Here is a 17,988-nt window from a genome sequence, read left to right as displayed (position 1 = left end):
AAAGCCGCCTAGCTCTCCGCCGCCAGATCGAGCGCCAGCCGGGTCATATCGGTGAAAAGCCCCTGGCGTTCGGAATAGTCGGTCTGCTCGCCGGTTGCCACGTTGTCGACGACGGTCAGGATCGACAGCGCCCGAGCGCCGAAATCGGCCGCAATGCGGTAAAGTGCGCTGGTTTCCATGTCCACGGCGAGCGCGCCCTGTGCCTGTGCTTCGGCAAAGCGTTCGCGCCCCAGCGGATGATAGAAAATATCGCTGCAAATGGTCAGCCCGGCCCGATGGTCGATGCCGAGTTCCGAAGCTCGGGCCAATGCCTGGGTCAACAATGCCGGATCGGGGCCGGCATCGGCACGATAGAGCCCAAAAACCTGGCCGCTCTCCGCATTTTCGCCACGCACCGATTGCGCGATCACCAGGCTGCGCAGCGCCATCTCGGCGGTCAGGCCACCGCAGGTACCAGTGCGGATCAGTGTTTTCGCACCATAGAAGTCCAGCAGCTCATGCACATAGACCAGGAACGAAGAGACGCCGATGCCGGTGGATTGGATGCTGACAGGTTTGCCGCGAAACAGCCCGGTAAAGCCGAGCGCGCCGCGGCGGCGGTTGACGCAGCGCGGCGCTTCCAGAAAGGTTTCCGCCATCCATTCAGCGCGCTGCGGGTCGCCCGGCAGCAGCACCGTGCTTGCGTAGTCGCCTTTGCTAGCTTCGTTGTGTGGCGTCACGGCATGCTTTCCAAAACCCGTCGCCCGTTTCGCCTGCCATCATGGCAGTCTCACGACATTGCGCAAGCGGAGCGTTGGAAGGGTCAGGATTCCAGCATGTCCTTTACGATCGTGGCCAATTGCTTGAGCGAAAACGGCTTCGGCAAGAAGCCGAAATGCGCGTCGGCCGGCAAGTTCCTGGCGAACGCGTCTTCGGCATAGCCGGACACGAAGATGAACTTGATGTCGGGCTGCCGTTTGCGCAATTCGCCAAGCAGCGTCGGGCCGTCCATTTCCGGCATCACCACGTCCGACACCACGACGTCGACCTTGCCGCCGAGCGCTTCGTAGACCTCAAGCGCCTCGACGCCCGACGACGCCTCGTGGACGGTGTAGCCGCGCGATTTCAGCGCCCGCATGCCGCCCATGCGCACGGCGTCCTCGTCCTCGACCAGCAGCACCGTGGCCGAGCCCGACAGGTCCTTGGCTGAGTCGGCGATCTTGGCAGGTGCGGCCGGCGCCTCTCCAGCCTCGCCCGCCTTCCTTGCCTCCGCAATGTGCCGCGGCAGGAAGATGCGGAACACGGATCCCTTGCCGACTTCGGAATCGCAGAAGATGAAGCCGCCTGTCTGCTTGATGATGCCATAGACCATGGACAGGCCGAGGCCGGTTCCCTTGCCAACCTCCTTTGTCGTGAAGAAGGGCTCGAAGATCTTTTTCAGCACATCAGGCGCAATGCCGCTACCGCTGTCCTCGACCTCGACCAGCACATAGTCGGCCGGTGTAAGTTCGCGATAGGAAAAGGTCTTGCATTCCCCGGCGCTGACGTTGCGGGTACGTACGGTGAGTTCGCCGCCGGCCGGCATCGCATCGCGCGCATTGACCGCCAGATTGACCACCACTTGCTCGAATTGCCCGATATCGACCCTGACCGGCCACAGGTCGCGGCCATGGTCGATCTTGAGCTTGATGTCGTTGCCGACCAGCCGGGCAAGCAGCATCCTTAGATCCGCGAGCACGTCGGTCAGGTTGAGCACCTCCGGCCGCAGTGTCTGCTTGCGCGAGAAGGCCAGCAACTGCCGCACCAGCGAGGCCGCCCGGTTGGCGTTCTGCTTGATGTTCATGATGTCCGGGAATGACGGATCGGACGGCCGGTGGTTGGTCAACAGCAGGTCCGAGGCCATGATGATGGCGGTCAGCACATTGTTGAAATCATGCGCGATGCCGCCGGCGAGTTGGCCGACCGCCTGCATTTTCTGGCTCTGCGCCATCTGGCCCTCGAGGGCCTTTTGCTCGGTGGTCTCCACGGCATAGACGATGGCCGATTCCTCGGCGCCCTCGCCGCCGGTGCCGTCAGCGACCGCATTGACGTAGAAGCGTATGTGGCGCTCCTCATTGCCGGGCAGCACCGTATCGATCGGCTCGATGTCAGCCTGTTGCTGACGTGCCTTTTCAAAGGCCGCGGCGAAAGCCGGCCGGTCGCGCTCGTGGATCACCGTATCCAGCCGCACACGCCGATCGACCGCGTCGCGGTCGACGACCGAGGAAAACAGCGACAGGAACGGCGCATTGGTGCGCAGGATGCGGCCGGCATGATCGACGCCGGCTATCGCCATCGGCGTCGAGTTGAAGAACCGCGTGAAGCGTATTTCCGATGCACGGAGGTCGGCCGAAGCGTCCTCGCCTTGCGTCCGGTTGAGCACGATGGTGCGAGTCGGGCCGTTGAGCCCCTCTCGGCTGGCCGAGACACGATGCATGAAGCGCACCGGCAGCGCCTCGCCGGTCATCGTCGTCAGATCGAGGTCGATAACGGCATTGCGCGTGGTACCAGCGTCGGCCTTGACCGAACGGACCAGCGCCATGCCGTCGCCGGCGACGATCTCCGGCAGCGTGATGGCGCCGGGAGTGAAGCTGGCCAGGTCGATGCCCAGCCACTCCGCAAGGGTCGCGTTGATATAGGTGACGCGGCCTTCCTGGTCGGCCGAAAAGAAACCGGCCGGCGCGTGATCGAGGTGATCGATCGCCTTTTGCAGGTCGAGAAAGAACCGCTCCTGCTCGGCCCGTTCCTGCGAGATATCGGCAAGCTGCCAGGCAAGCATCGGCAGCCGCTGGCCTGGAACGCTGAACGCGCGGGCCCGGACGCGGTACCAGCGCGCGCCCGGTTCGGCGCCTGGCCGAATGGACTGCGCAAGCCGAAACTCGCCGTCGCCCGGCTGGCCGTCGCGCAGGCCCGACACCAGCCGGTATATGGTCACCGAGGCCTCGGGAACGTCTGAAAGCAAACCTTCGACCGTCTTGATGTCGGCGGCCGACTCGGCACCCGTCATATCGGCATAGGTCCGGTTGGCGTAGATGATACGGCCTTTGGTGTCGGTGACCAGGAGACCTTGTGACATCGAATCGACGAAAGCTTTCGACAGTTCGTCGCTTGTCGAGCGCGGCGTGATATGCACGAAGCCGATCGCAGTGGCGAATAGAAAGCCGACGCCGATCATCGCCAGCACGCCAAGCATGCCGAGCAGGAATGGATCGCCAAGTCGCTCTCGGAAAAGGCCGAAGACGATCGCTGCCCCTGTCAGGACGACGATGAAAACGATGAGCCGGGTGACCGCGCCCGGTCGCGTGTTCTGGTCGACGATAGGTACCGGATAGAAATCGCCGCGCGCTTCCTTGGCCATGTGCCCCCTGCTCGTGAATTCCGGCGTCGGTTGAATCATATTCTCAGGGTCGGGAAAAGGCCCGGCGGCAGATGTCCGCTAAAAATGACGCCGTTCGGCTCCCGGTTTCGAGCTGTTCACGAAGCGTGAAAGGCAACTTGCGGTGGCCTGCCGCAACAGTCTAGTGTCGCCTCTCTTCGAAAGCTGATTTTGGGGGAACCAATGCTGCAATGGCTGGATGGCGTGGCGGGGCCTGGTTATGCCGCAGCAATCCTATGGACGTTTGCAGTACTTGTCCTGCTGCTCATCATTCTTCTTATCATCAGGCTGGTCCGCAGCCTGACATTCGGAACATTCGTCGCCGGGGGCAGGAACCGCAAGACGCGGCTGGCTGTCATGGATGCCACAGCGGTCGACAGTCACCGGCGGCTGGTGCTGGTGCGCCGCGACGATATCGAGCACCTGCTCTTGATCGGTGGTCCGACCGACGTCGTCGTCGAGCGCGACATCAGGCTCTCGGCGCTGCGCCGCCCGGCATTGACCGGAGACAACAGCCATCAGCCGGCAGCAAGGCCAGCTCAGACCACAGCCGCGCCGGCGAGGCAAGCGCCGCCGCAGCCGGCAAGCGCGGCCGCACCCCCTGTCCGAGCCCGCCAGACGGCGACGATGGCGGCAACAATGCCGGCGCCTACGCCGGCGCCGAAACCGGCATCGAACGTTACACCGTTGCCAAGTTATGGATCCGTCAATGCCAATGCCTCGCGGCATGCGCCGCAGCCGGCAAGACAGGACTCCCCGGCAAGATACGAGCCGCCGGCACAGCATGAGTCGATCGACGATGCGCTGATGAAGGAGCTGGAGGTTTCCCTCGACGAGCCACGCTTCAGCCAAACGGCGAGCAAGCCGGTGGCGAAGGCATCGCCCTCTCTCGACGACGAGATGACGAAGCTCCTCGGCGAGTTGTCCAATCAGAAAAGATAGGGCGATAGCGAACGGCCAATGAAAATGGCCGGAAAACCGGCCATTTTGAACGCTCTACCGATGCCGTGTTTTTCCCGCCTGCTCAGTCGTCGCGGTAGACCTTCTCGCGCCGCTCATGGCGCTCCTGTGCCTCGATCGACAAGGTGGCGATCGGGCGCGCGTCGAGCCGCTTCAGCGCGATCGGCTCGCCCGTCTCCTCGCAGTAACCGTAAGTGCCTTCGTCAAGGCGCTGGAGGGCCGAATCGATCTTGGAGATGAGTTTTCGCTGGCGATCGCGGGCGCGAAGTTCGATGGCGCGGTCGGTTTCGGAGGAGGCGCGATCGGCGAGGTCAGGGTGGTTGGCGTTTTCCTGCTGCAGGATTTCGAGAGTTTCGCGCGCTTCGCGCAAGATGTCGTTCTTCCAGGTGACGAGCTTCATGCGAAAGTAGGATTTCTGCCGCTCGTTCATAAACGGCTCGTCTTCGGAGGGTACGTAATCGGCGGTAACGATGTCGTTCATTCGACTCACCCAACAAACCCCAAATTTGGCGCCTATATATTCGCGGACCGAAAACTGCACAAGCGCAATCGACGACAGTTTCACGCATTTGTTTATGTGGGACAAACCGACATTGGCGACATCATTCGCATGAACGGCACGCCCGAATTCGCGCATGATTCATTATGCTTGAGGGGGCATCGGCATTGCGCGCGAAACGCTTCTGATGGCTAATTCCTGCGGCCGCATTTGACCGGTCGGTACCCGACATTATCGGGGGTTCCGTGACCAGACTTTACCTGCTGAGGCATGCGAAGGCCGGCTGGGCGCTGCCTGGTGTGGCTGACTTCGACCGCCCGCTCGATCAATCCGGCTTCGCCGACGCCGAAGCGATGGGCGTACTGATGCGTTCCCGCAAATACGCACCGGCCCTCACCCTTTGCTCAAGCGCCAAGCGCGCCCGCCAGACGCTGGAAAGCTTGGCTGGCCATACCAACACGGGCCGGGTGCTGTTCTGTGACACCCTCTACAGCGACGATGCCGCCGCATACCTCACTGCCATCCGGCAGAATGGCGGGCTGGATGCCTTGCTCGCCATCGGCCACAATCCGATGATTGAGGATCTCGCCATGGCGCTGTCGGGCGACGGCAACGAGACCGCGCGGGCCATGCTGAACCACGGCTTCCCGACCTCCGCACTTGCCGTGGTCCGGTTCAACGGCGGACTTGCCGAGGCTGCGCCAGGCACCGGCTATCTCGAAGCCTTCCTGACGCCTGCGGATATCTGAGGCCATTTCAAAGCCGCGCATCAAAGCCTATATCGGAGCCTGACCGGCCCGCGAGAACAGATTTGGCATCATCGCTGACGACTTTTACCGACGAGGCCAAGATTGCCTTGGATACGTTGTCAGGCCGCGCTGCCGGGCTTTTCGCTCCGTCGCTGCGGCTTGGCGTGACCGGGCTGTCCCGCGCCGGCAAGACGGTGTTCATCTCGGCCCTTGTACACAATCTGGTCCATGGTGGACGCTTGCCGCTGTTTGAGGCACAAAAATCGGGGCGCATCGCCCGGGCTTTTCTCGAAGAGCAGCCGGACGACGCCGTACCACGCTTCCAGTACGAGGATCACATCGCGGCTCTTGTCGACGAGCGCGTCTGGCCGGATTCGACGCGTGCGATTTCCGAACTGAGGCTCACCATCGAATACGAATCGGCCTCTGGCTGGAGCCGCATGTTTTCCGCCGGCAAATTGTCGGTCGACATCGTCGATTATCCCGGCGAATGGCTGCTCGACCTGCCGCTGCTCGGCAAGTCCTACGCCGATTTTTCGCGTGAGGCCTTCGAGATGGCCGTGTTGCCGGTGCGTGTCGATCTTTCGCGGGAATGGCGGGCGCTCTCCAATCCGGTCGACCCCAACGCCGACGCCGACGAGATGACGGCGCGCCGTCTCGCCGAGAGCTTCGCGGCCTATCTCAAGGCCTGCAAGCTCGATGAGCGGGCGCTTTCGACCTTGCCGCCCGGCCGCTTTCTGATGCCCGGCGATCTTGAAGGCTCGCCCGCTCTCACCTTCGCGCCGCTGCCGAATCTGGACGGCCGGCGCTCCCGCTCGGGATCGCTGCAGGCTATGATGGAGCGGCGCTACGAGGCTTACAAGACGCATGTCGTTAAACCGTTCTTTCGCGAACACATCACGCGTCTCGACCGCCAGATCGTGCTCATCGACGCATTGCAGGCATTGAATGCGGGCCCCGGCGCGATGGCCGATCTGGAGCGCGCGGTCACCGAAATCCTGTCCTGTTTCCGGCCCGGCCGGGGCAACCTCCTGACCGACCTGTTTTCGAGGCGCATCGACCGCATATTGGTGGCCGCGACCAAGGCCGACCACCTGCACCACGAAAGCCACGACCGCCTGCAGGCCATCGTGCGGCGGCTAGCCGACCGCGCCGGGGCGCGGGCGAATTACACCGGAGCCGACGTCGACGTCGTCGCCATGGCGGCCATGCGCGCGACCCGTGAAGGCGCGGTCAAGCAGGGCCGCGAGACTTTGCCGGTCATTATCGGCACGCCATTGCGTGGCGAAAAAATCAACGGCGAAACCTTTGACGGAAAGACCGAAACAGCCATATTTCCCGGAGACTTGCCGGAGAAAGTTGATGCGTTGTTCGACGTTGCCGAATCGATCCGCCGGCAGAACAATGACGACCCCGCAATCCGCTTCGTGCGCTTTCGCCCGCCGAAGCTCGAGCGCACCGCCGAGGGCGTCACGCTGTCGCTGCCACATATCAGGCTCGACCGCGCGCTGCAGTTCCTGATCGGAGATCATCTCGCATGAGTGCGCCCCGCAGACCGGCGGCCTTTCGCATCGAGCCGGAGCCCCAGCAGAAGCAAGATTCGACGGCTCGCCATGCTGCGTCCGAGGCCGCGCCGGCGCGAAAGCCGCGTACCGTGAAGGCGGATCTAGCTGTGGTCACACCGGCGGAGATCGACGTCTTCGACGAGCCTGATATCGTTGCTGCCGAGCCGCCGCCGGCGATTGCGCCGCGAAAACGTTCGCTGCTTGGCAGCCTGTTCTTCGGCGCGCTGGGCGTTCTGGTTTCGCTCGCCGTCGGCCTCTGGACCGACCAGCTGATTCGCGACCTGTTCGAGCGCGCCGAGTGGCTGGGCTGGCTGGCCGCCGGCATGGCCGCGATCGCCATCCTGGCGCTTCTGATCATCCTCGTGCGCGAGTTCATGGCGATTGCCCGGCTTGCCGAGGTCGAAAAGTTGCAGAAGCGGGCGCTCGATGCGATTGCCCGTGACGATCCGAAGACCGCCCGAGCCGTGGTCGACGAGTTGTCGGTCTTTGTCTCGGCCAAGCCCGAAACCGCGGCCGGCAGGCGCTCGCTGGCCGAATTGCGCGGCGAGATCATTGACGGCGGCAATCTGGTGCGCCTGGCCGAGACCGAGATCCTCGGCCCGCTCGACGCCCGCGCGAAGGTGATGATCCTCGAGGCGGCAAAGCGTGTGTCCCTGGTGACCGCGGTCAGCCCGCGCGCGCTGGTCGACGTCGCCTATGTCGTATTCGAAGCCGGCCGGCTGATTCGGCGACTGTCGGAGCTCTATGGCGGCCGCCCGGGCACGCTTGGCTTCTTTCGCCTGGCGCGCAGCGTTCTTGCCCATCTCGCGGTCACCGGGTCGATCGCCGTCGGCGACAGTTTCGTCCAACAGATCGTCGGCCACGGCCTTGCCGCCCGGCTCTCGGCCAAGCTCGGCGAAGGCGTCGTCAACGGCATGATGACGGCGCGTATCGGCATTGCAGCGATGGAAACCGCAAGGCCCCTGCCCTTTTACGCTGTCAGGCGGCCCGGATTAGGCGATTTTCTCTCCGCACTGACGTCCTTTGCAGCAAAGAAAGAAAAAGAAACATCCGTTTCCCGAACGTGACTATTGCCTTGGGGTGACAAAGCATTAACCAATCTTGTTCATGGTCGGAAGTGTCCAAACCAGTCTCTTTGTTGCCGGGTGTCGTCGATGAAAAGCGTTATTCTGTCCAGCGGGCTGCCCGTGGCGCTCGCGCTTGTCGCAACCGTCGGCATTGCCGGAAAGGCTACGGGGGCGGAACCGGACAAGCAGTTCTTTCGATCGGTCGAAGGCAAATGGGTCGGCCCCGGAGAAATCGTCGCCGGCAAATACAAGGCCACGAAATTCACCTGCAGCTTCACCGGCTCGACGCCTGACGGCAAAGTCGGCATGTCGCTCGACGGCGGCTGCCGGGTCGGCATGTTCACCCAGCAGATGTCGGCAACGATCGAGCACAAGGGCCGCCAGGGCTACAAGGGCAGCTTCATGGGCGGCGCCGCCGGGTCCGGCCTCGACATTATCGGTGGCAATGTCGTCGATGCGCACAAGGTGGTTTTCACCATCAATCGCAATCAGTTGCGCGGCGTAATGCAGGCGCTTGTCCCAGACGACAATTCGATGACGGTGACCGTTGCCGTGCGCGTCGACCAGCAACTGGTCCCGGTCATCGGCATGAAGTTGAAGCGGGTCGATGCGGTAGAAGTTGGCTCCATCGCTCCGAACTGAGTCTCCGGCATGAAAAACGCGGCAGCCAAACGGCGCCGCCCTCTTTGACATGCAATGGGCGCTCAGCCTTTGATCGCCGCAGTCAGCTCGTCATAGGCCTTGCAGGCGTCAGCCGCTGTTGTGCTACCCGGATACTTGGTTGTGACCGCTTGGACCTTGGCTGTGAGATCGGCTGCCTTGGCCGGATCCTTGGTAATCGCAGCCTGAAGCGCTGCAGTCATGTCCTGAGCCTTCTTGCTCAGCATCTCGGTCGTGCACTCCGGTGCCTTGGAACAGGCGGAGCCGGCAAGTGCCGCGATACCAACGGCAACCAGCAAAAACGTCTTCATGTCAGTCATCTCCTCAAAAAGGGCCGCGACTTGATCGTCGCTCACCCTCCACTGGCCGAAGCCGGGCGTCCTTAGCGCCGGATCGCTGGAACAAGCAACGCCCGGAGGCCCATTATCCTGTGCAGTGCGCCTGCAATATCGCTTCCACGACGCACCGGATTCGCACTGTTCGATCCGCTCCGAAGCCCCTATCTTGGCCGCTTGTTGCAAGAGAGCGGAACGGCAGGCATGGCGGCGGAGGCATCGAACAGCGATCTGATCCAGGTGGTGGCGCTGCTTGCCGCCGGCGTCGTTGCGGTGCCGATCTTCAGGCGCATGGGACTTGGCTCCATCCTCGGCTATTTGACGGCCGGCGTCGTGATCGGCCCGTTTGGGCTGCGCATCTTTTCCGAATCGGAAGCCATTCTTCATGTCGCCGAACTCGGCGTCGTCATGTTCCTGTTCATCATCGGACTGGAGATGCAGCCGTCACGGCTGTGGGGCCTGCGCCGCGAGATTTTCGGGCTTGGCGCGCTGCAGGTCGGCGTCTGCGCGGTCCTGCTGACCGGCGTCGGGCTGGCGGGAGGTTTTCCTATCGCGCAATCCTTCGTCGCCGGCGCCGGTTTCGTGCTCACCTCGACGGCCATCGTCATGCAATTGCTGGAAGAACGCGGCGAGCTGGCCACGCCCAAGGGCCAGCGCATCGTTTCGGTCCTGCTTTTGGAAGACCTGGCCATCGTGCCGCTGCTGGCGCTGATCGCCTTCCTCGCGCCGGGCGGTGCCGATATGAGCCTGTCGGATCGGTTGACGGAGGTCGGTATCGGCCTTGCCGCGATCGTCGGGCTGGTGCTTGCAGGACGCTATCTGCTCAATCCGTTCTTCCGTATCCTGGCGGATGCGCGCGCCCGCGAGGTGATGACCGCAGCCGCCCTTCTGGTCGTTCTCGGATCGGCGCTCGCCATGCAGCTTTCCGGCTTGTCGATGGCGATGGGCGCCTTCCTGGCCGGCGTACTCTTGTCGGAATCGACCTTCCGCCACCAGCTGGAGGCCGACATCGAACCGTTCCGCGGCATTCTGCTCGGGCTGTTCTTCCTCGCCGTCGGCATGTCACTTGACCTGCATGTGGTCGTCGTCAACTGGCAGCTCATTGCCATCTATGTCGTCGCCTACATGATGATGAAGGCGATCGGCATCTATATCGTTGCCCGCGTCCTCAAAACCGGCCACCGGGAAGCGCTCGAGCGCGCGGTCTTCATGGCGCAAGGCGGCGAATTCGCCTTCGTCCTCTATTCCGCAGCAGCGGCAGTCGGGATCATCGATAGCCAGGCCAATGCGATGCTGACCGCTATCGTCATCATTTCCATGGTGCTGACGCCGTTGGCAATCATAGCCCTGCGGTATCTGACGCCGCGCGACGAGCAGTCGCTTGAAGGCGTCGATGTCGCCAACGGCCTGACCGGCAGCGTGCTGATCATCGGCTTTGGCCGGTTCGGCCAGATCGCCAGCCAGCCGCTTTTGTTGCGCGGCATCGACGTATCGATCATCGACAATGAGGTCGAAATGATCCAGGCGGCAGCCGATTTCGGCTTCAAGGTCTATTATGGCGACGGCACGCGGCTGGACATCCTGCGTGCCGCGGGAGCCGGGCGGGCACGCGCAGTGCTGATCTGCGTCGACAAGCCCGATGCCGCCGTGCGCATCGCCGAACTGATCAAGGCGGAATTTCCCTTGCTGACGGTGCTGGCACGGGCTTTCGACCGCGGTACGGCGTTGCAGCTCATTCGTGCCGGCGTCGACTATCAGCTCCGCGAGACCTTCGAATCGGCGCTTGTCTTCGGCGGCTCGACACTGGAAGCCCTTGGCGTCGACCCGGAAGAGGTCGCCGAGGTCATCGAGGATGTCCGTCGCCGCGACACTGCCCGTTTCGAACTTCAGCTGGCCGAAGGCATCCGCGCCGGGCGACGCTTTCTCAAAGGCAATATCGGCACCCCCATTCCGACGCCGCTCAGCACGCCACGACGCGCGGGCCAGGCGCTCAACGAAGAGACCGCCGGCGTGCTGCAGAAATCCGAACCGGCCGATTAAACCTTGGAATGACGCGAATGATGAACGAACTGGACGAGCGCGCTCTCTCCGTCACCAGATTCTGGCGCGACGCCGGGGAGGAGGCATGGTTCGAGAAGAACGACGCCTTTGATGCCGACTTCCGCACCCGGTTTTTCGATCTGCACTTCGCCGCCGCCGGCCGCGAATGCGACGGCTGGTCTGAACACGCCGAAGGGTCGCTGGCACTGATGATCCTCCTCGACCAGTTTCCGCGAAACTGCTTTCGCGGCACCGGCCACATGTACGCCACGGACCCGCTGGCGCGGCATTTCGCCGGGAAGGCGATCGCTGACGGCCATGACCTGGCGCTCGACGAAGAGCTCCGCGTTTTTCTCTATCTGCCCTATGAGCATTCGGAGGACCTCGCCGATCAGCTCAAATCGGTGGAGCTTACAGCCGCCAAGGCGCCATCCTACCTGAAATATGCGAGCGAGCATCGCGACATCATCCAGCGCTTCGGCCGTTTTCCGCACCGAAACAGGATGCTTGGCCGCGAGACGACACCGGACGAACAAATGTTCCTCGACGGAGGTGGGTTTTCCGGCTGATTTCGGGCTCCGATGGCGGCAGCGTCAGGCCTTCCACCAATCCCGGCCTGACGGCAGCCGTTCAATGCCCGATGTGTCGACTGCGGCCAGCCGCTCCGACACGCTCTTGCTGTCGACCACGAGCTCCGGCGCAATTTCTGCCAGCGGTGCCAGCACGAAGGCGCGCTCCAGCATGCGCGGATGCGGCACCTCCAGCCCGGTCTCGTGGATAACGCGGTCGCCGAACACCAGAATGTCGATATCGATCAGGCGCGGCCCCCAGCGCTCCTCGCGCACCCGCTTCAGTTTTCGCTCGGCATCAAGGCAGAGGTCCAGCAACTCTCGCGGTGCGAGCGCGGTCCAGATTTCGGCCGCCGCATTGAGGAAATCCGGCTGATCGAGCTTGCCCCAAGGCGGCGTGCGGTAGAGCGACGAAACGGCAACGACGCGCGTGCTCTCGTCGGCATCCAGAATGCCCAGTGCCGCAGCCATCGACCTCGCCGGATCACCGAGATTGCCGCCGAGACTGAGATAGACGGTATTATTCTGGCCAGACAACGGTCACCTCGACATGATCGAGCACACCCGGCACCGGGGCATTCGGCTTGCGCACGGTGATCTCGGCCTTTTTGATCTGCGGAAACCGCGCCGTCAGCGCCCTCGCCACTTCGAGCGCCAGCGCTTCGATCAGAAAGCGCCGCTCGCCTGTAATGATCTTCTCGATGACCGCAAAAGCGATGCCGTAATTGACGGTGTCCTCGATGGAATCCTCGACCAGCGCCCGTCCGGGATCCACCGTGAGTGCCGCATCGACATAAAAGCGCTGGCCGAGCGTCTCTTCTTCGTCCAGCACACCGTGCCGAGCGAAGAAAGCGCAGTTTTTCATGCGGATGACATACATGGCTCAGCTTTCCCCGATCTCACGCGCCAGCATAGCATCGGCAATGGCCAACGCATCCACGTTGATTGCGACATCGTGGACGCGAAAGAGATGCGCGCCTTTGAGCCTCAGGATGACGCTGGTGGCCGCGGTTCCGGCGCCCCTTGCGGCTGCATCGCGGCCGGTGACGGTGCCGATAAAGCGCTTTCGCGATGTGCCGGCCATCAGTGGAAAACCCAGCGCACGAAGCTCGGAAAACCGTGCCATCAGGTCAAGATTTTCAGCGGCCGTCTCCTTGGCGAAGCCGAAGCCCGGGTCGAGCACGATATGGTCGTCGGCAACACCGCTCCGTCGCGCAATTTCCAGCGACTTCCTGAGGAAGAAGAGCTGATCGGCAATCACGTCAGGCAGTTTCTGTCGATCCCGTCCCGTGTGCATGATGACAAGCCCGGCGCCGGTTTCGGCCGCGATGCGGGTAATGCCCGGTTCGCGCTGCAGGCCCCAGACATCATTGACGATATGTGCGCCGGCCTGGACGGCGAGCCGGGCCGTATCCTCGCGATAGGTATCGACCGAGATCAGCGTTCCGACAGACGTCGCGAGCGCCTCGATGACCGGCAATATGCGAGCCTGCTCTTCCTTTGCGGAGACCGCAGACGCCCCGGGACGTGTCGATTCTCCGCCTATGTCGATGACGGAGGCCCCCTCCCCGACCATGCGGCGCGCCTGGTCAACTGCTTTTTCAGGCGCATCGAACAGGCCGCCGTCGGAAAAACTGTCCGGCGTGATGTTGAGGATGCCGACGACCACGGCCTTGCCACCAATGTCGAGATGGCGTCCGTGGGCCAACTGCCATCGCCCTGTCATCATTGCCCATCAACCATGTCCGATCCCGCGGCGTGGCCGGGGATCAATTCCGTTGCGCCGGAGACGGCGGTAAAGCAAGGTGGGCAAAGAGGCAACACGATGAAACGATCCTTCCTTTGCGCCCTGATGCTCGCCCTGACCGCATTCCCGGCCAGCGCTGCAACTCTCGTCAAGACATATAGTTATTTCCCGATCGGCGGCAGGACGCTCGACGACATCGAGACCCAGCTGTCGAAACTCGGGCCTCAGGTGAAAAGCACCGGGTCGCGGCATCCAGGCGCTACCCAGATGGCGTTCACCACCCGCGTCAGCTATGCGCAAAAGCCGGGCTCGTGCTGGATTGCCGACGCTGTCGTCATCGTCAAGGTCAAGGTGATCCTTCCGCAGTGGCGCCGCCCGCGGAAAGCCGATGCAGGCGTCAGGCTGTTCTGGGATACGTTGTCCGCCGACATCAAGCGCCATGAGGAACGCCACGTCGAGATTGCCAAGAACCATGGCCGCGAACTCGAAGACGCCTTGAAGGCGAGCTACCCGGAAAAGACCTGCGAACTGGCCAAGGCCAAGGCCGCAAAAATAACGGCGGCCATGCTCGCCAAGCACGACCAGGAGCAGATGCGCTTCGATCGTGTGGAAAGCGTCAATTTCCAAAGCCGCATCCTGCGGCTCTTGAATTACCGCATCGAGCGCATTGAGAACGGCCGACTCGCTCCCGGCTGAACTCCGCGTCGTCGGAAAAGCCAATTTGGACCAAAGCCAATTTTGCCGAAACATGGTGCCAGCTTCGAAAAACTTTCGAGCCGCTGTCGAAATCGGCCTATAGCGAACGACATATATCGAGTTCGCAGGGCTCATCTCAAAGGCACGAGAACACGGCCAATCTGTACACTCGACGCAGTCCAGCGCCTCGCGGACGTGCACCCAAGCGTAATGGGATGATGGATATGGACCAGGCTATCGACAAGCAAGCGATGGTGGAAACCAGCACGCCGCTGACCGAAACCGAGAAAAACGCCATCATCGGCGGCGTGCTTTTGTCGATGCTGCTGGCAGCGCTCGACCAGACCATCGTCGCGCCGGCGATGCCGACGATGGCACGTCTGCTCGGGCATGCCGAGTATCTGCCGTGGATCGTGACCGGCTATCTTCTGACCGCGACCGCCGTGGCGCCGCTCTACGGCAAGATCTCCGACATTTATGGTCGCCGGCCGACCGTCTATGCTGCAATCCTGATCTTTCTCGCCGGCTCGCTGGTCAGCGCCACCGCCCCCAACATGCTGGTCCTGGTTGTCGGCCGGGCGATCCAGGGCGCCGGCGGCGGCGGGCTGTTCGCCCTGACGCAGACCGTGATCGGCGACCTCGTGCCGCCGCGCGAGCGGGCTCGCTACGCCGCCTGGATCTCGGGCACCTGGGCCGTCGCCAGCATCGCCGGGCCGCTGCTCGGCGGCACCTTCGCCGAACATCTGCATTGGTCGCTGATCTTCTGGATCAACATTCCGCTCGGCCTGCTGGCGATGGCGATCATCAACAACCCGCTCAAGAAGCTGCCGATCGCCGCAAAACATCACCGCATCGACGGCCTCGGCGCGCTGCTTCTGGTCGCGGCCACCTCGCTGCTGCTGCTTGCCTTGAACTGGGGCGGCAGCGAGTATCCCTGGCTGTCGCCTGAAATCCTTGGACTGCTCTTCTGCTCAGCGGTGTTCTGGAGCGCGTTCGCGCTGAGGCTGCTGCGTGCGGCCGAACCGCTGATCTCGCTCGAAGTGCTCGGCAATCCGATCGTTCTCGCCGGGACGCTGTCGATGTTCCTGCTGCAGGCCGCCAATGTCGGCTTGTCGGTCTATCTGCCGGTCTACCTGCAATCGGTCGTCGGCCTGTCGGTCAGCGAATCGGGCACCGCGTTGCTTGGGCTGATGCTCGGCACGGTGGCCGGTGCGACCTTCAGCGCGCGAATGATCCCGCGCTTTTTCCACTATAAACGCATTGCCATGATCGGAACGGTTTTCTCGATCCTGTGCCTCGGCGTGCTCAGCCTGGTCGCCGGCCATGCCTCACTGTTGCTCGTCGAGGTGTTGACGACCTGCGTAGGCCTGGGCACAGGCACGACCTTTCCGGTTGCCACTGTCTCGGTCCAGAACGCCGTCGATCGTATGCACCTTGGCGTGGCGACCGGCGTTCTCACCTTCCTCCGCTCGCTGGGCAGTGCGCTTGGCGTCGCCATGCTTGGTGCCGTCGCCCTTGGCTACGGCCTGCCGCTGGCCAGCGAAGGCACGCAGCCGGCCGGCCATGTTGCCTCGGCCATGCCGTTCGTGATGATCTTTCTTGCAGCGGCCGCAACCTTGCTGTTGTCGTTCATCACGCTCTGGTTGATGCCGGAAAAAACGCTTCGCGGCCACGCCGAGGCTGTGGCCCCAGCGTTGGCGGAGTAGACCGGCCCGACGAAAATACAGCGAGGTTCAGTCGACCACGCCGAGCTTCTTCTGCAAGCTGGTCGACGAGGTCGTATACTGGAACACAATGCGCTCGCCGGGGCTGACGATGCGCTTGGCTGCTTGCGCCATCAAAGCGACCTCATGGAAGCCTGACAGGATCAGCTTCAACTTGCCGGGATACCAGTTGATGTCGCCTACGGCGAAGATGCCAGGCACCGACGTCTGGAATTTTTCGGTGTCGACCGGGATCAGGTTCTCGTGGAGATTGAGGCCCCATTCGGCGATTGGGCCGAGCTTCATCGTCAGGCCGAAGAATGGCAGCATCCGCGTACACGGTACTTCGATATCGCCCTCCGGTCCCTTGATGATGGCGGAGGCGAGCTGGCCGTCGGCGCCGGTCAGGCCAGTCACCTGTCCAACCTGGAATTCCAGCTGCTTCATCTCCTGCATGGCATACATCTTGTTGACGCTGTCGGGCGCTGCACGGAATTCGGGCCGCCGGTGCACCAGTGTCACGCTCTTGGCCACCGGCTGCAGATTCAGCGTCCAGTCGAGCGCCGAATCGCCGCCGCCGACGATGACGAGGTCATGGCCGCGAAAGTCCTCCATCCGGCGCACCGAGTAGAACACGCTCTTGCCTTCATAGGGTTCGATGCCCGGGATCGGCGGCCGCTTCGGCTGGAAAGAGCCGCCGCCAGCGGCGATCACGACGATTTTGGCTTCGAACACCTCGTTTTCGTCGGTAGTGACGCGGAAGCTGCCGTCCTCCAGTCTTTCCAGGCCCGAAACCATGCGGTTATAGGTGAATTCGGGCTTGAACGGCGCGATCTGCTCAAGCAGCTTGTCGACCAGACCTTGCGCCGAGATTGAGGGCCAGCCCGGAATGTCGTAGATCGGCTTTTCCGGGTAGAGTTCGGCGCACTGCCCGCCGGGCCGGTCGAGTATGTCGATCAGATGGCACTTCATGTCGAAGAGGCCGAGCTCGAATACCGCAAACAGACCGACAGGCCCTGCCCCGACAATGAGTACGTCTGTCTTGATGATAGCGGTCATGAAGCATGCGCCTTTATGGGAAACGGCGCGACACTGCATGACCATTGGTCCGCTGCCAAGCGGCAGCGGCAAAAATCGGCTTCAGCCCTGGCGGGCCGGCACGCACACGACCAGCCCGTCGAGGGCGTCGCGCACCTTGATCTGGCATGACAGCCGCGAATTCGGCTGGACGTCGTAGGCGAAATCCAGCATGTCCTCTTCCATGGCTTCCGGCTCGCCGACCTCCGCCGTCCAGGCTTCGTCGACATAAACATGGCAGGTCGCGCAGGCGCAGGCGCCGCCGCATTCCGCTTCTATTCCCGGCACCGCATTGCGGATCGCATTTTCCATGACGGTCGAGCCGTTTTCGGCATCCACGTCAAAATGCGTGCCGTCATGGGCGATGAAGGTCAGCTTGGTCATTTGTCACCTGAAGGGAGTCTGAGCCGACATAATCACTCTGCCGGACAAGTCAACTGCGGCGCCAAAGCGCCGCTGTGTGGCGTTTCGGGAATAAGTGCTATCGGCTGATGGCGGCGACGAAGTCGCGCACTTCTTCGATCAGCGAGCCAAGCCGCTTCAGCGTGCCGGCGTCTTCGGGCCGGCATTCGATCGCACTGGCGCAATCGGCGATGGCGAAGGCGCCGACCCCGCGCGCCGAGCCTTTGAGCCCGTGTGCCAATAGCAGCCGCTGCCCGACATCCGCATCGACGATCTTGTCGCGCACCGACAGCGCCTGCTGCACGAACAGAGCCAGCACCTCCTGCTCGAGGCTCCGATCGCCCATCGTCTGGCGCGCAAGATGCGCCAGGTCGATCGGCCGCGCCCCGGCTGTCCCCGACACATCGCCGCCGGGCATCGAGAAGGCAATGCCGTTTTCGCCACGTATCACTTTGAGACTCCGTTCTTCGACCGCCGCAAAAACTAGGCGTATCCGGTGGACAACGGGTTAATGATTGGCCCGGA

19 protein-coding genes are annotated in these 17,988 nt (G+C 62.8%); 9 read left to right on the top strand and 10 right to left on the bottom strand.

Annotation, left to right across the window (positions count from 1 at the left end):
• Positions 1 to 8: 8 nt before the first annotated feature.
• Both NKJ17_RS10655 and cckA read right to left on the bottom strand, forming a co-directional pair.
• Entirely contained in the window at positions 9 to 719 is a 711-nt protein-coding gene (locus NKJ17_RS10655) for a purine-nucleoside phosphorylase (RefSeq protein ID WP_254817383.1), read from the bottom strand.
• Positions 720 to 802: 83 nt separating this feature from the next.
• Positions 803 to 3,376 carry a cell cycle histidine kinase CckA gene (gene cckA, locus NKJ17_RS10650; protein WP_352507866.1) on the bottom strand — a complete coding sequence of 858 codons (2,574 nt, stop codon included), beginning with the start codon at positions 3,374 to 3,376 and terminating at the stop codon, positions 803 to 805.
• Positions 3,377 to 3,577: 201 nt separating this feature from the next.
• On the opposite strand from cckA, the gene NKJ17_RS10645 reads away from it, so the two are divergent.
• Positions 3,578 to 4,336, top strand: coding sequence for a hypothetical protein (locus tag NKJ17_RS10645; protein WP_352478983.1), 759 nt, complete (start codon positions 3,578 to 3,580; stop codon positions 4,334 to 4,336).
• Between the two features lie 82 nt (positions 4,337 to 4,418).
• On the opposite strand, the gene dksA is transcribed toward NKJ17_RS10645, so the two are convergent.
• Positions 4,419 to 4,835 carry an RNA polymerase-binding protein DksA gene (gene dksA / locus NKJ17_RS10640; protein ID WP_023674847.1) on the bottom strand — a complete coding sequence of 139 codons (417 nt, stop codon included), beginning with the start codon at positions 4,833 to 4,835 and terminating at the stop codon, positions 4,419 to 4,421.
• Positions 4,836 to 5,098: 263 nt separating this feature from the next.
• Between dksA and NKJ17_RS10635 the strand changes: the two genes are divergently transcribed.
• The 4 genes from NKJ17_RS10635 (at position 5,099) to NKJ17_RS10620 (ending at position 8,876) form a co-directional block, all read left to right on the top strand.
• Entirely contained in the window at positions 5,099 to 5,602 is a 504-nt protein-coding gene (locus NKJ17_RS10635) for a SixA phosphatase family protein (RefSeq protein ID WP_352478984.1), read from the top strand.
• Positions 5,603 to 5,664: 62 nt separating this feature from the next.
• A complete protein-coding gene (locus NKJ17_RS10630) occupies positions 5,665 to 7,143 on the top strand; it encodes a YcjX family GTP-binding protein (protein WP_352688270.1) in 1,479 nt (492 codons plus the stop codon).
• A complete protein-coding gene (locus NKJ17_RS10625) occupies positions 7,140 to 8,234 on the top strand; it encodes a YcjF family protein (RefSeq protein ID WP_352507864.1) in 1,095 nt (364 codons plus the stop codon). The genes NKJ17_RS10630 and NKJ17_RS10625 overlap by 4 nt, the downstream gene beginning before the upstream one ends.
• Positions 8,235 to 8,321: 87 nt before the next feature.
• A complete protein-coding gene (locus NKJ17_RS10620; RefSeq protein ID WP_352688268.1) occupies positions 8,322 to 8,876 on the top strand; it encodes a hypothetical protein in 555 nt (184 codons plus the stop codon).
• 62 nt (positions 8,877 to 8,938) lie between these two features.
• Here the strand turns inward: NKJ17_RS10620 and NKJ17_RS10615 are convergent, their stop codons facing one another.
• Positions 8,939 to 9,205, bottom strand: coding sequence for a hypothetical protein (locus NKJ17_RS10615; protein ID WP_352688266.1), 267 nt, complete (start codon positions 9,203 to 9,205; stop codon positions 8,939 to 8,941).
• 228 nt (positions 9,206 to 9,433) lie between these two features.
• On the opposite strand from NKJ17_RS10615, the gene NKJ17_RS10610 reads away from it, so the two are divergent.
• Both NKJ17_RS10610 and NKJ17_RS10605 read left to right on the top strand, forming a co-directional pair.
• Positions 9,434 to 11,269: a monovalent cation:proton antiporter-2 (CPA2) family protein gene (locus NKJ17_RS10610; protein ID WP_352507860.1), complete on the top strand. Its 1,836-nt coding sequence runs from the start codon at positions 9,434 to 9,436 to the stop codon at positions 11,267 to 11,269.
• Positions 11,270 to 11,286: 17 nt separating this feature from the next.
• Positions 11,287 to 11,838, top strand: a complete 552-nt coding sequence (locus NKJ17_RS10605; protein ID WP_502896223.1) for a DUF924 family protein — start codon at positions 11,287 to 11,289, stop codon at positions 11,836 to 11,838.
• A gap of 24 nt (positions 11,839 to 11,862) precedes the next feature.
• Here the strand turns inward: NKJ17_RS10605 and folK are convergent, their stop codons facing one another.
• Genes folK through folP form a run of 3 tightly spaced genes read right to left on the bottom strand, consistent with a single transcriptional unit; the run spans position 11,863 to position 13,567 of the window.
• The gene (gene folK / locus NKJ17_RS10600) at positions 11,863 to 12,375 is read right to left on the bottom strand and encodes a 2-amino-4-hydroxy-6-hydroxymethyldihydropteridine diphosphokinase (protein WP_352507859.1); all 513 of its coding nucleotides are present in this window, start codon (positions 12,373 to 12,375) and stop codon (positions 11,863 to 11,865) included.
• A complete protein-coding gene (gene folB, locus NKJ17_RS10595; RefSeq protein WP_023674838.1) occupies positions 12,359 to 12,718 on the bottom strand; it encodes a dihydroneopterin aldolase in 360 nt (119 codons plus the stop codon). Before folB ends, folK begins: the two co-directional genes overlap by 17 nt.
• A 3-nt stretch (positions 12,719 to 12,721) precedes the next feature.
• On the bottom strand, positions 12,722 to 13,567 hold the full coding sequence (gene folP / locus NKJ17_RS10590) for a dihydropteroate synthase (RefSeq protein ID WP_352507858.1): 846 nt from the start codon (positions 13,565 to 13,567) through the stop codon (positions 12,722 to 12,724).
• Between the two features lie 96 nt (positions 13,568 to 13,663).
• Here folP and NKJ17_RS10585 point away from each other — a divergent pair, with 96 nt between their 5' ends.
• A complete protein-coding gene (locus NKJ17_RS10585; protein ID WP_352507857.1) occupies positions 13,664 to 14,281 on the top strand; it encodes a DUF922 domain-containing Zn-dependent protease in 618 nt (205 codons plus the stop codon).
• A gap of 224 nt (positions 14,282 to 14,505) precedes the next feature.
• The gene (locus NKJ17_RS10580; RefSeq protein ID WP_352507856.1) at positions 14,506 to 15,987 is read left to right on the top strand and encodes an MDR family MFS transporter; all 1,482 of its coding nucleotides are present in this window, start codon (positions 14,506 to 14,508) and stop codon (positions 15,985 to 15,987) included.
• Positions 15,988 to 16,014: 27 nt separating this feature from the next.
• Here the strand turns inward: NKJ17_RS10580 and NKJ17_RS10575 are convergent, their stop codons facing one another.
• The 3 genes from NKJ17_RS10575 to NKJ17_RS10565 all read right to left on the bottom strand — a co-directional run bounded on the left by NKJ17_RS10575 (position 16,015) and on the right by NKJ17_RS10565 (position 17,911).
• Positions 16,015 to 17,043 (bottom strand): NAD(P)/FAD-dependent oxidoreductase, encoded by a 1,029-nt coding sequence (locus tag NKJ17_RS10575; protein WP_254817396.1) that lies wholly within the window; start codon positions 17,041 to 17,043, stop codon positions 16,015 to 16,017.
• 81 nt (positions 17,044 to 17,124) lie between these two features.
• Positions 17,125 to 17,445: a 2Fe-2S iron-sulfur cluster-binding protein gene (locus tag NKJ17_RS10570; protein ID WP_352688263.1), complete on the bottom strand. Its 321-nt coding sequence runs from the start codon at positions 17,443 to 17,445 to the stop codon at positions 17,125 to 17,127.
• Positions 17,446 to 17,542: 97 nt separating this feature from the next.
• A complete protein-coding gene (locus NKJ17_RS10565; protein ID WP_352507889.1) occupies positions 17,543 to 17,911 on the bottom strand; it encodes an Hpt domain-containing protein in 369 nt (122 codons plus the stop codon).
• Positions 17,912 to 17,988 lie beyond the last annotated feature (77 nt).

The sequence above is a fragment of the Mesorhizobium sp. M0208 genome (genome assembly GCF_040322015.1).
Lineage (GTDB): Bacteria > Pseudomonadota > Alphaproteobacteria > Rhizobiales > Rhizobiaceae > Mesorhizobium.
This window is presented reverse-complemented; position numbering and strand designations above follow the sequence as displayed.

Bases quoted from the DNA above. Each gene is read 5' to 3' on its own strand.
- NKJ17_RS10585 (WP_352507857.1), top strand. From the start codon at position 13,664: ATGAAACGATCCTTCCTTTGCGCCCTGATGCTCGCCCTGACCGCATTC.
- NKJ17_RS10620 (WP_352688268.1), top strand. From the start codon at position 8,322: ATGAAAAGCGTTATTCTGTCCAGCGGGCTGCCCGTGGCGCTCGCGCTT.
- cckA (WP_352507866.1), bottom strand. From the start codon at position 3,376: ATGGCCAAGGAAGCGCGCGGCGATTTCTATCCGGTACCTATCGTCGAC.
- NKJ17_RS10645 (WP_352478983.1), top strand. From the start codon at position 3,578: ATGCTGCAATGGCTGGATGGCGTGGCGGGGCCTGGTTATGCCGCAGCA.
- dksA (WP_023674847.1), bottom strand. From the start codon at position 4,835: ATGAACGACATCGTTACCGCCGATTACGTACCCTCCGAAGACGAGCCG.
- NKJ17_RS10625 (WP_352507864.1), top strand. From the start codon at position 7,140: ATGAGTGCGCCCCGCAGACCGGCGGCCTTTCGCATCGAGCCGGAGCCC.
- folB (WP_023674838.1), bottom strand. From the start codon at position 12,718: ATGTATGTCATCCGCATGAAAAACTGCGCTTTCTTCGCTCGGCACGGT.
- NKJ17_RS10605 (WP_502896223.1), top strand. From the start codon at position 11,287: ATGATGAACGAACTGGACGAGCGCGCTCTCTCCGTCACCAGATTCTGG.
- NKJ17_RS10615 (WP_352688266.1), bottom strand. From the start codon at position 9,205: ATGAAGACGTTTTTGCTGGTTGCCGTTGGTATCGCGGCACTTGCCGGC.
- NKJ17_RS10575 (WP_254817396.1), bottom strand. From the start codon at position 17,043: ATGACCGCTATCATCAAGACAGACGTACTCATTGTCGGGGCAGGGCCT.
- NKJ17_RS10570 (WP_352688263.1), bottom strand. From the start codon at position 17,445: ATGACCAAGCTGACCTTCATCGCCCATGACGGCACGCATTTTGACGTG.
- NKJ17_RS10610 (WP_352507860.1), top strand. From the start codon at position 9,434: ATGGCGGCGGAGGCATCGAACAGCGATCTGATCCAGGTGGTGGCGCTG.
- folP (WP_352507858.1), bottom strand. From the start codon at position 13,567: ATGATGACAGGGCGATGGCAGTTGGCCCACGGACGCCATCTCGACATT.
- NKJ17_RS10580 (WP_352507856.1), top strand. From the start codon at position 14,506: ATGGACCAGGCTATCGACAAGCAAGCGATGGTGGAAACCAGCACGCCG.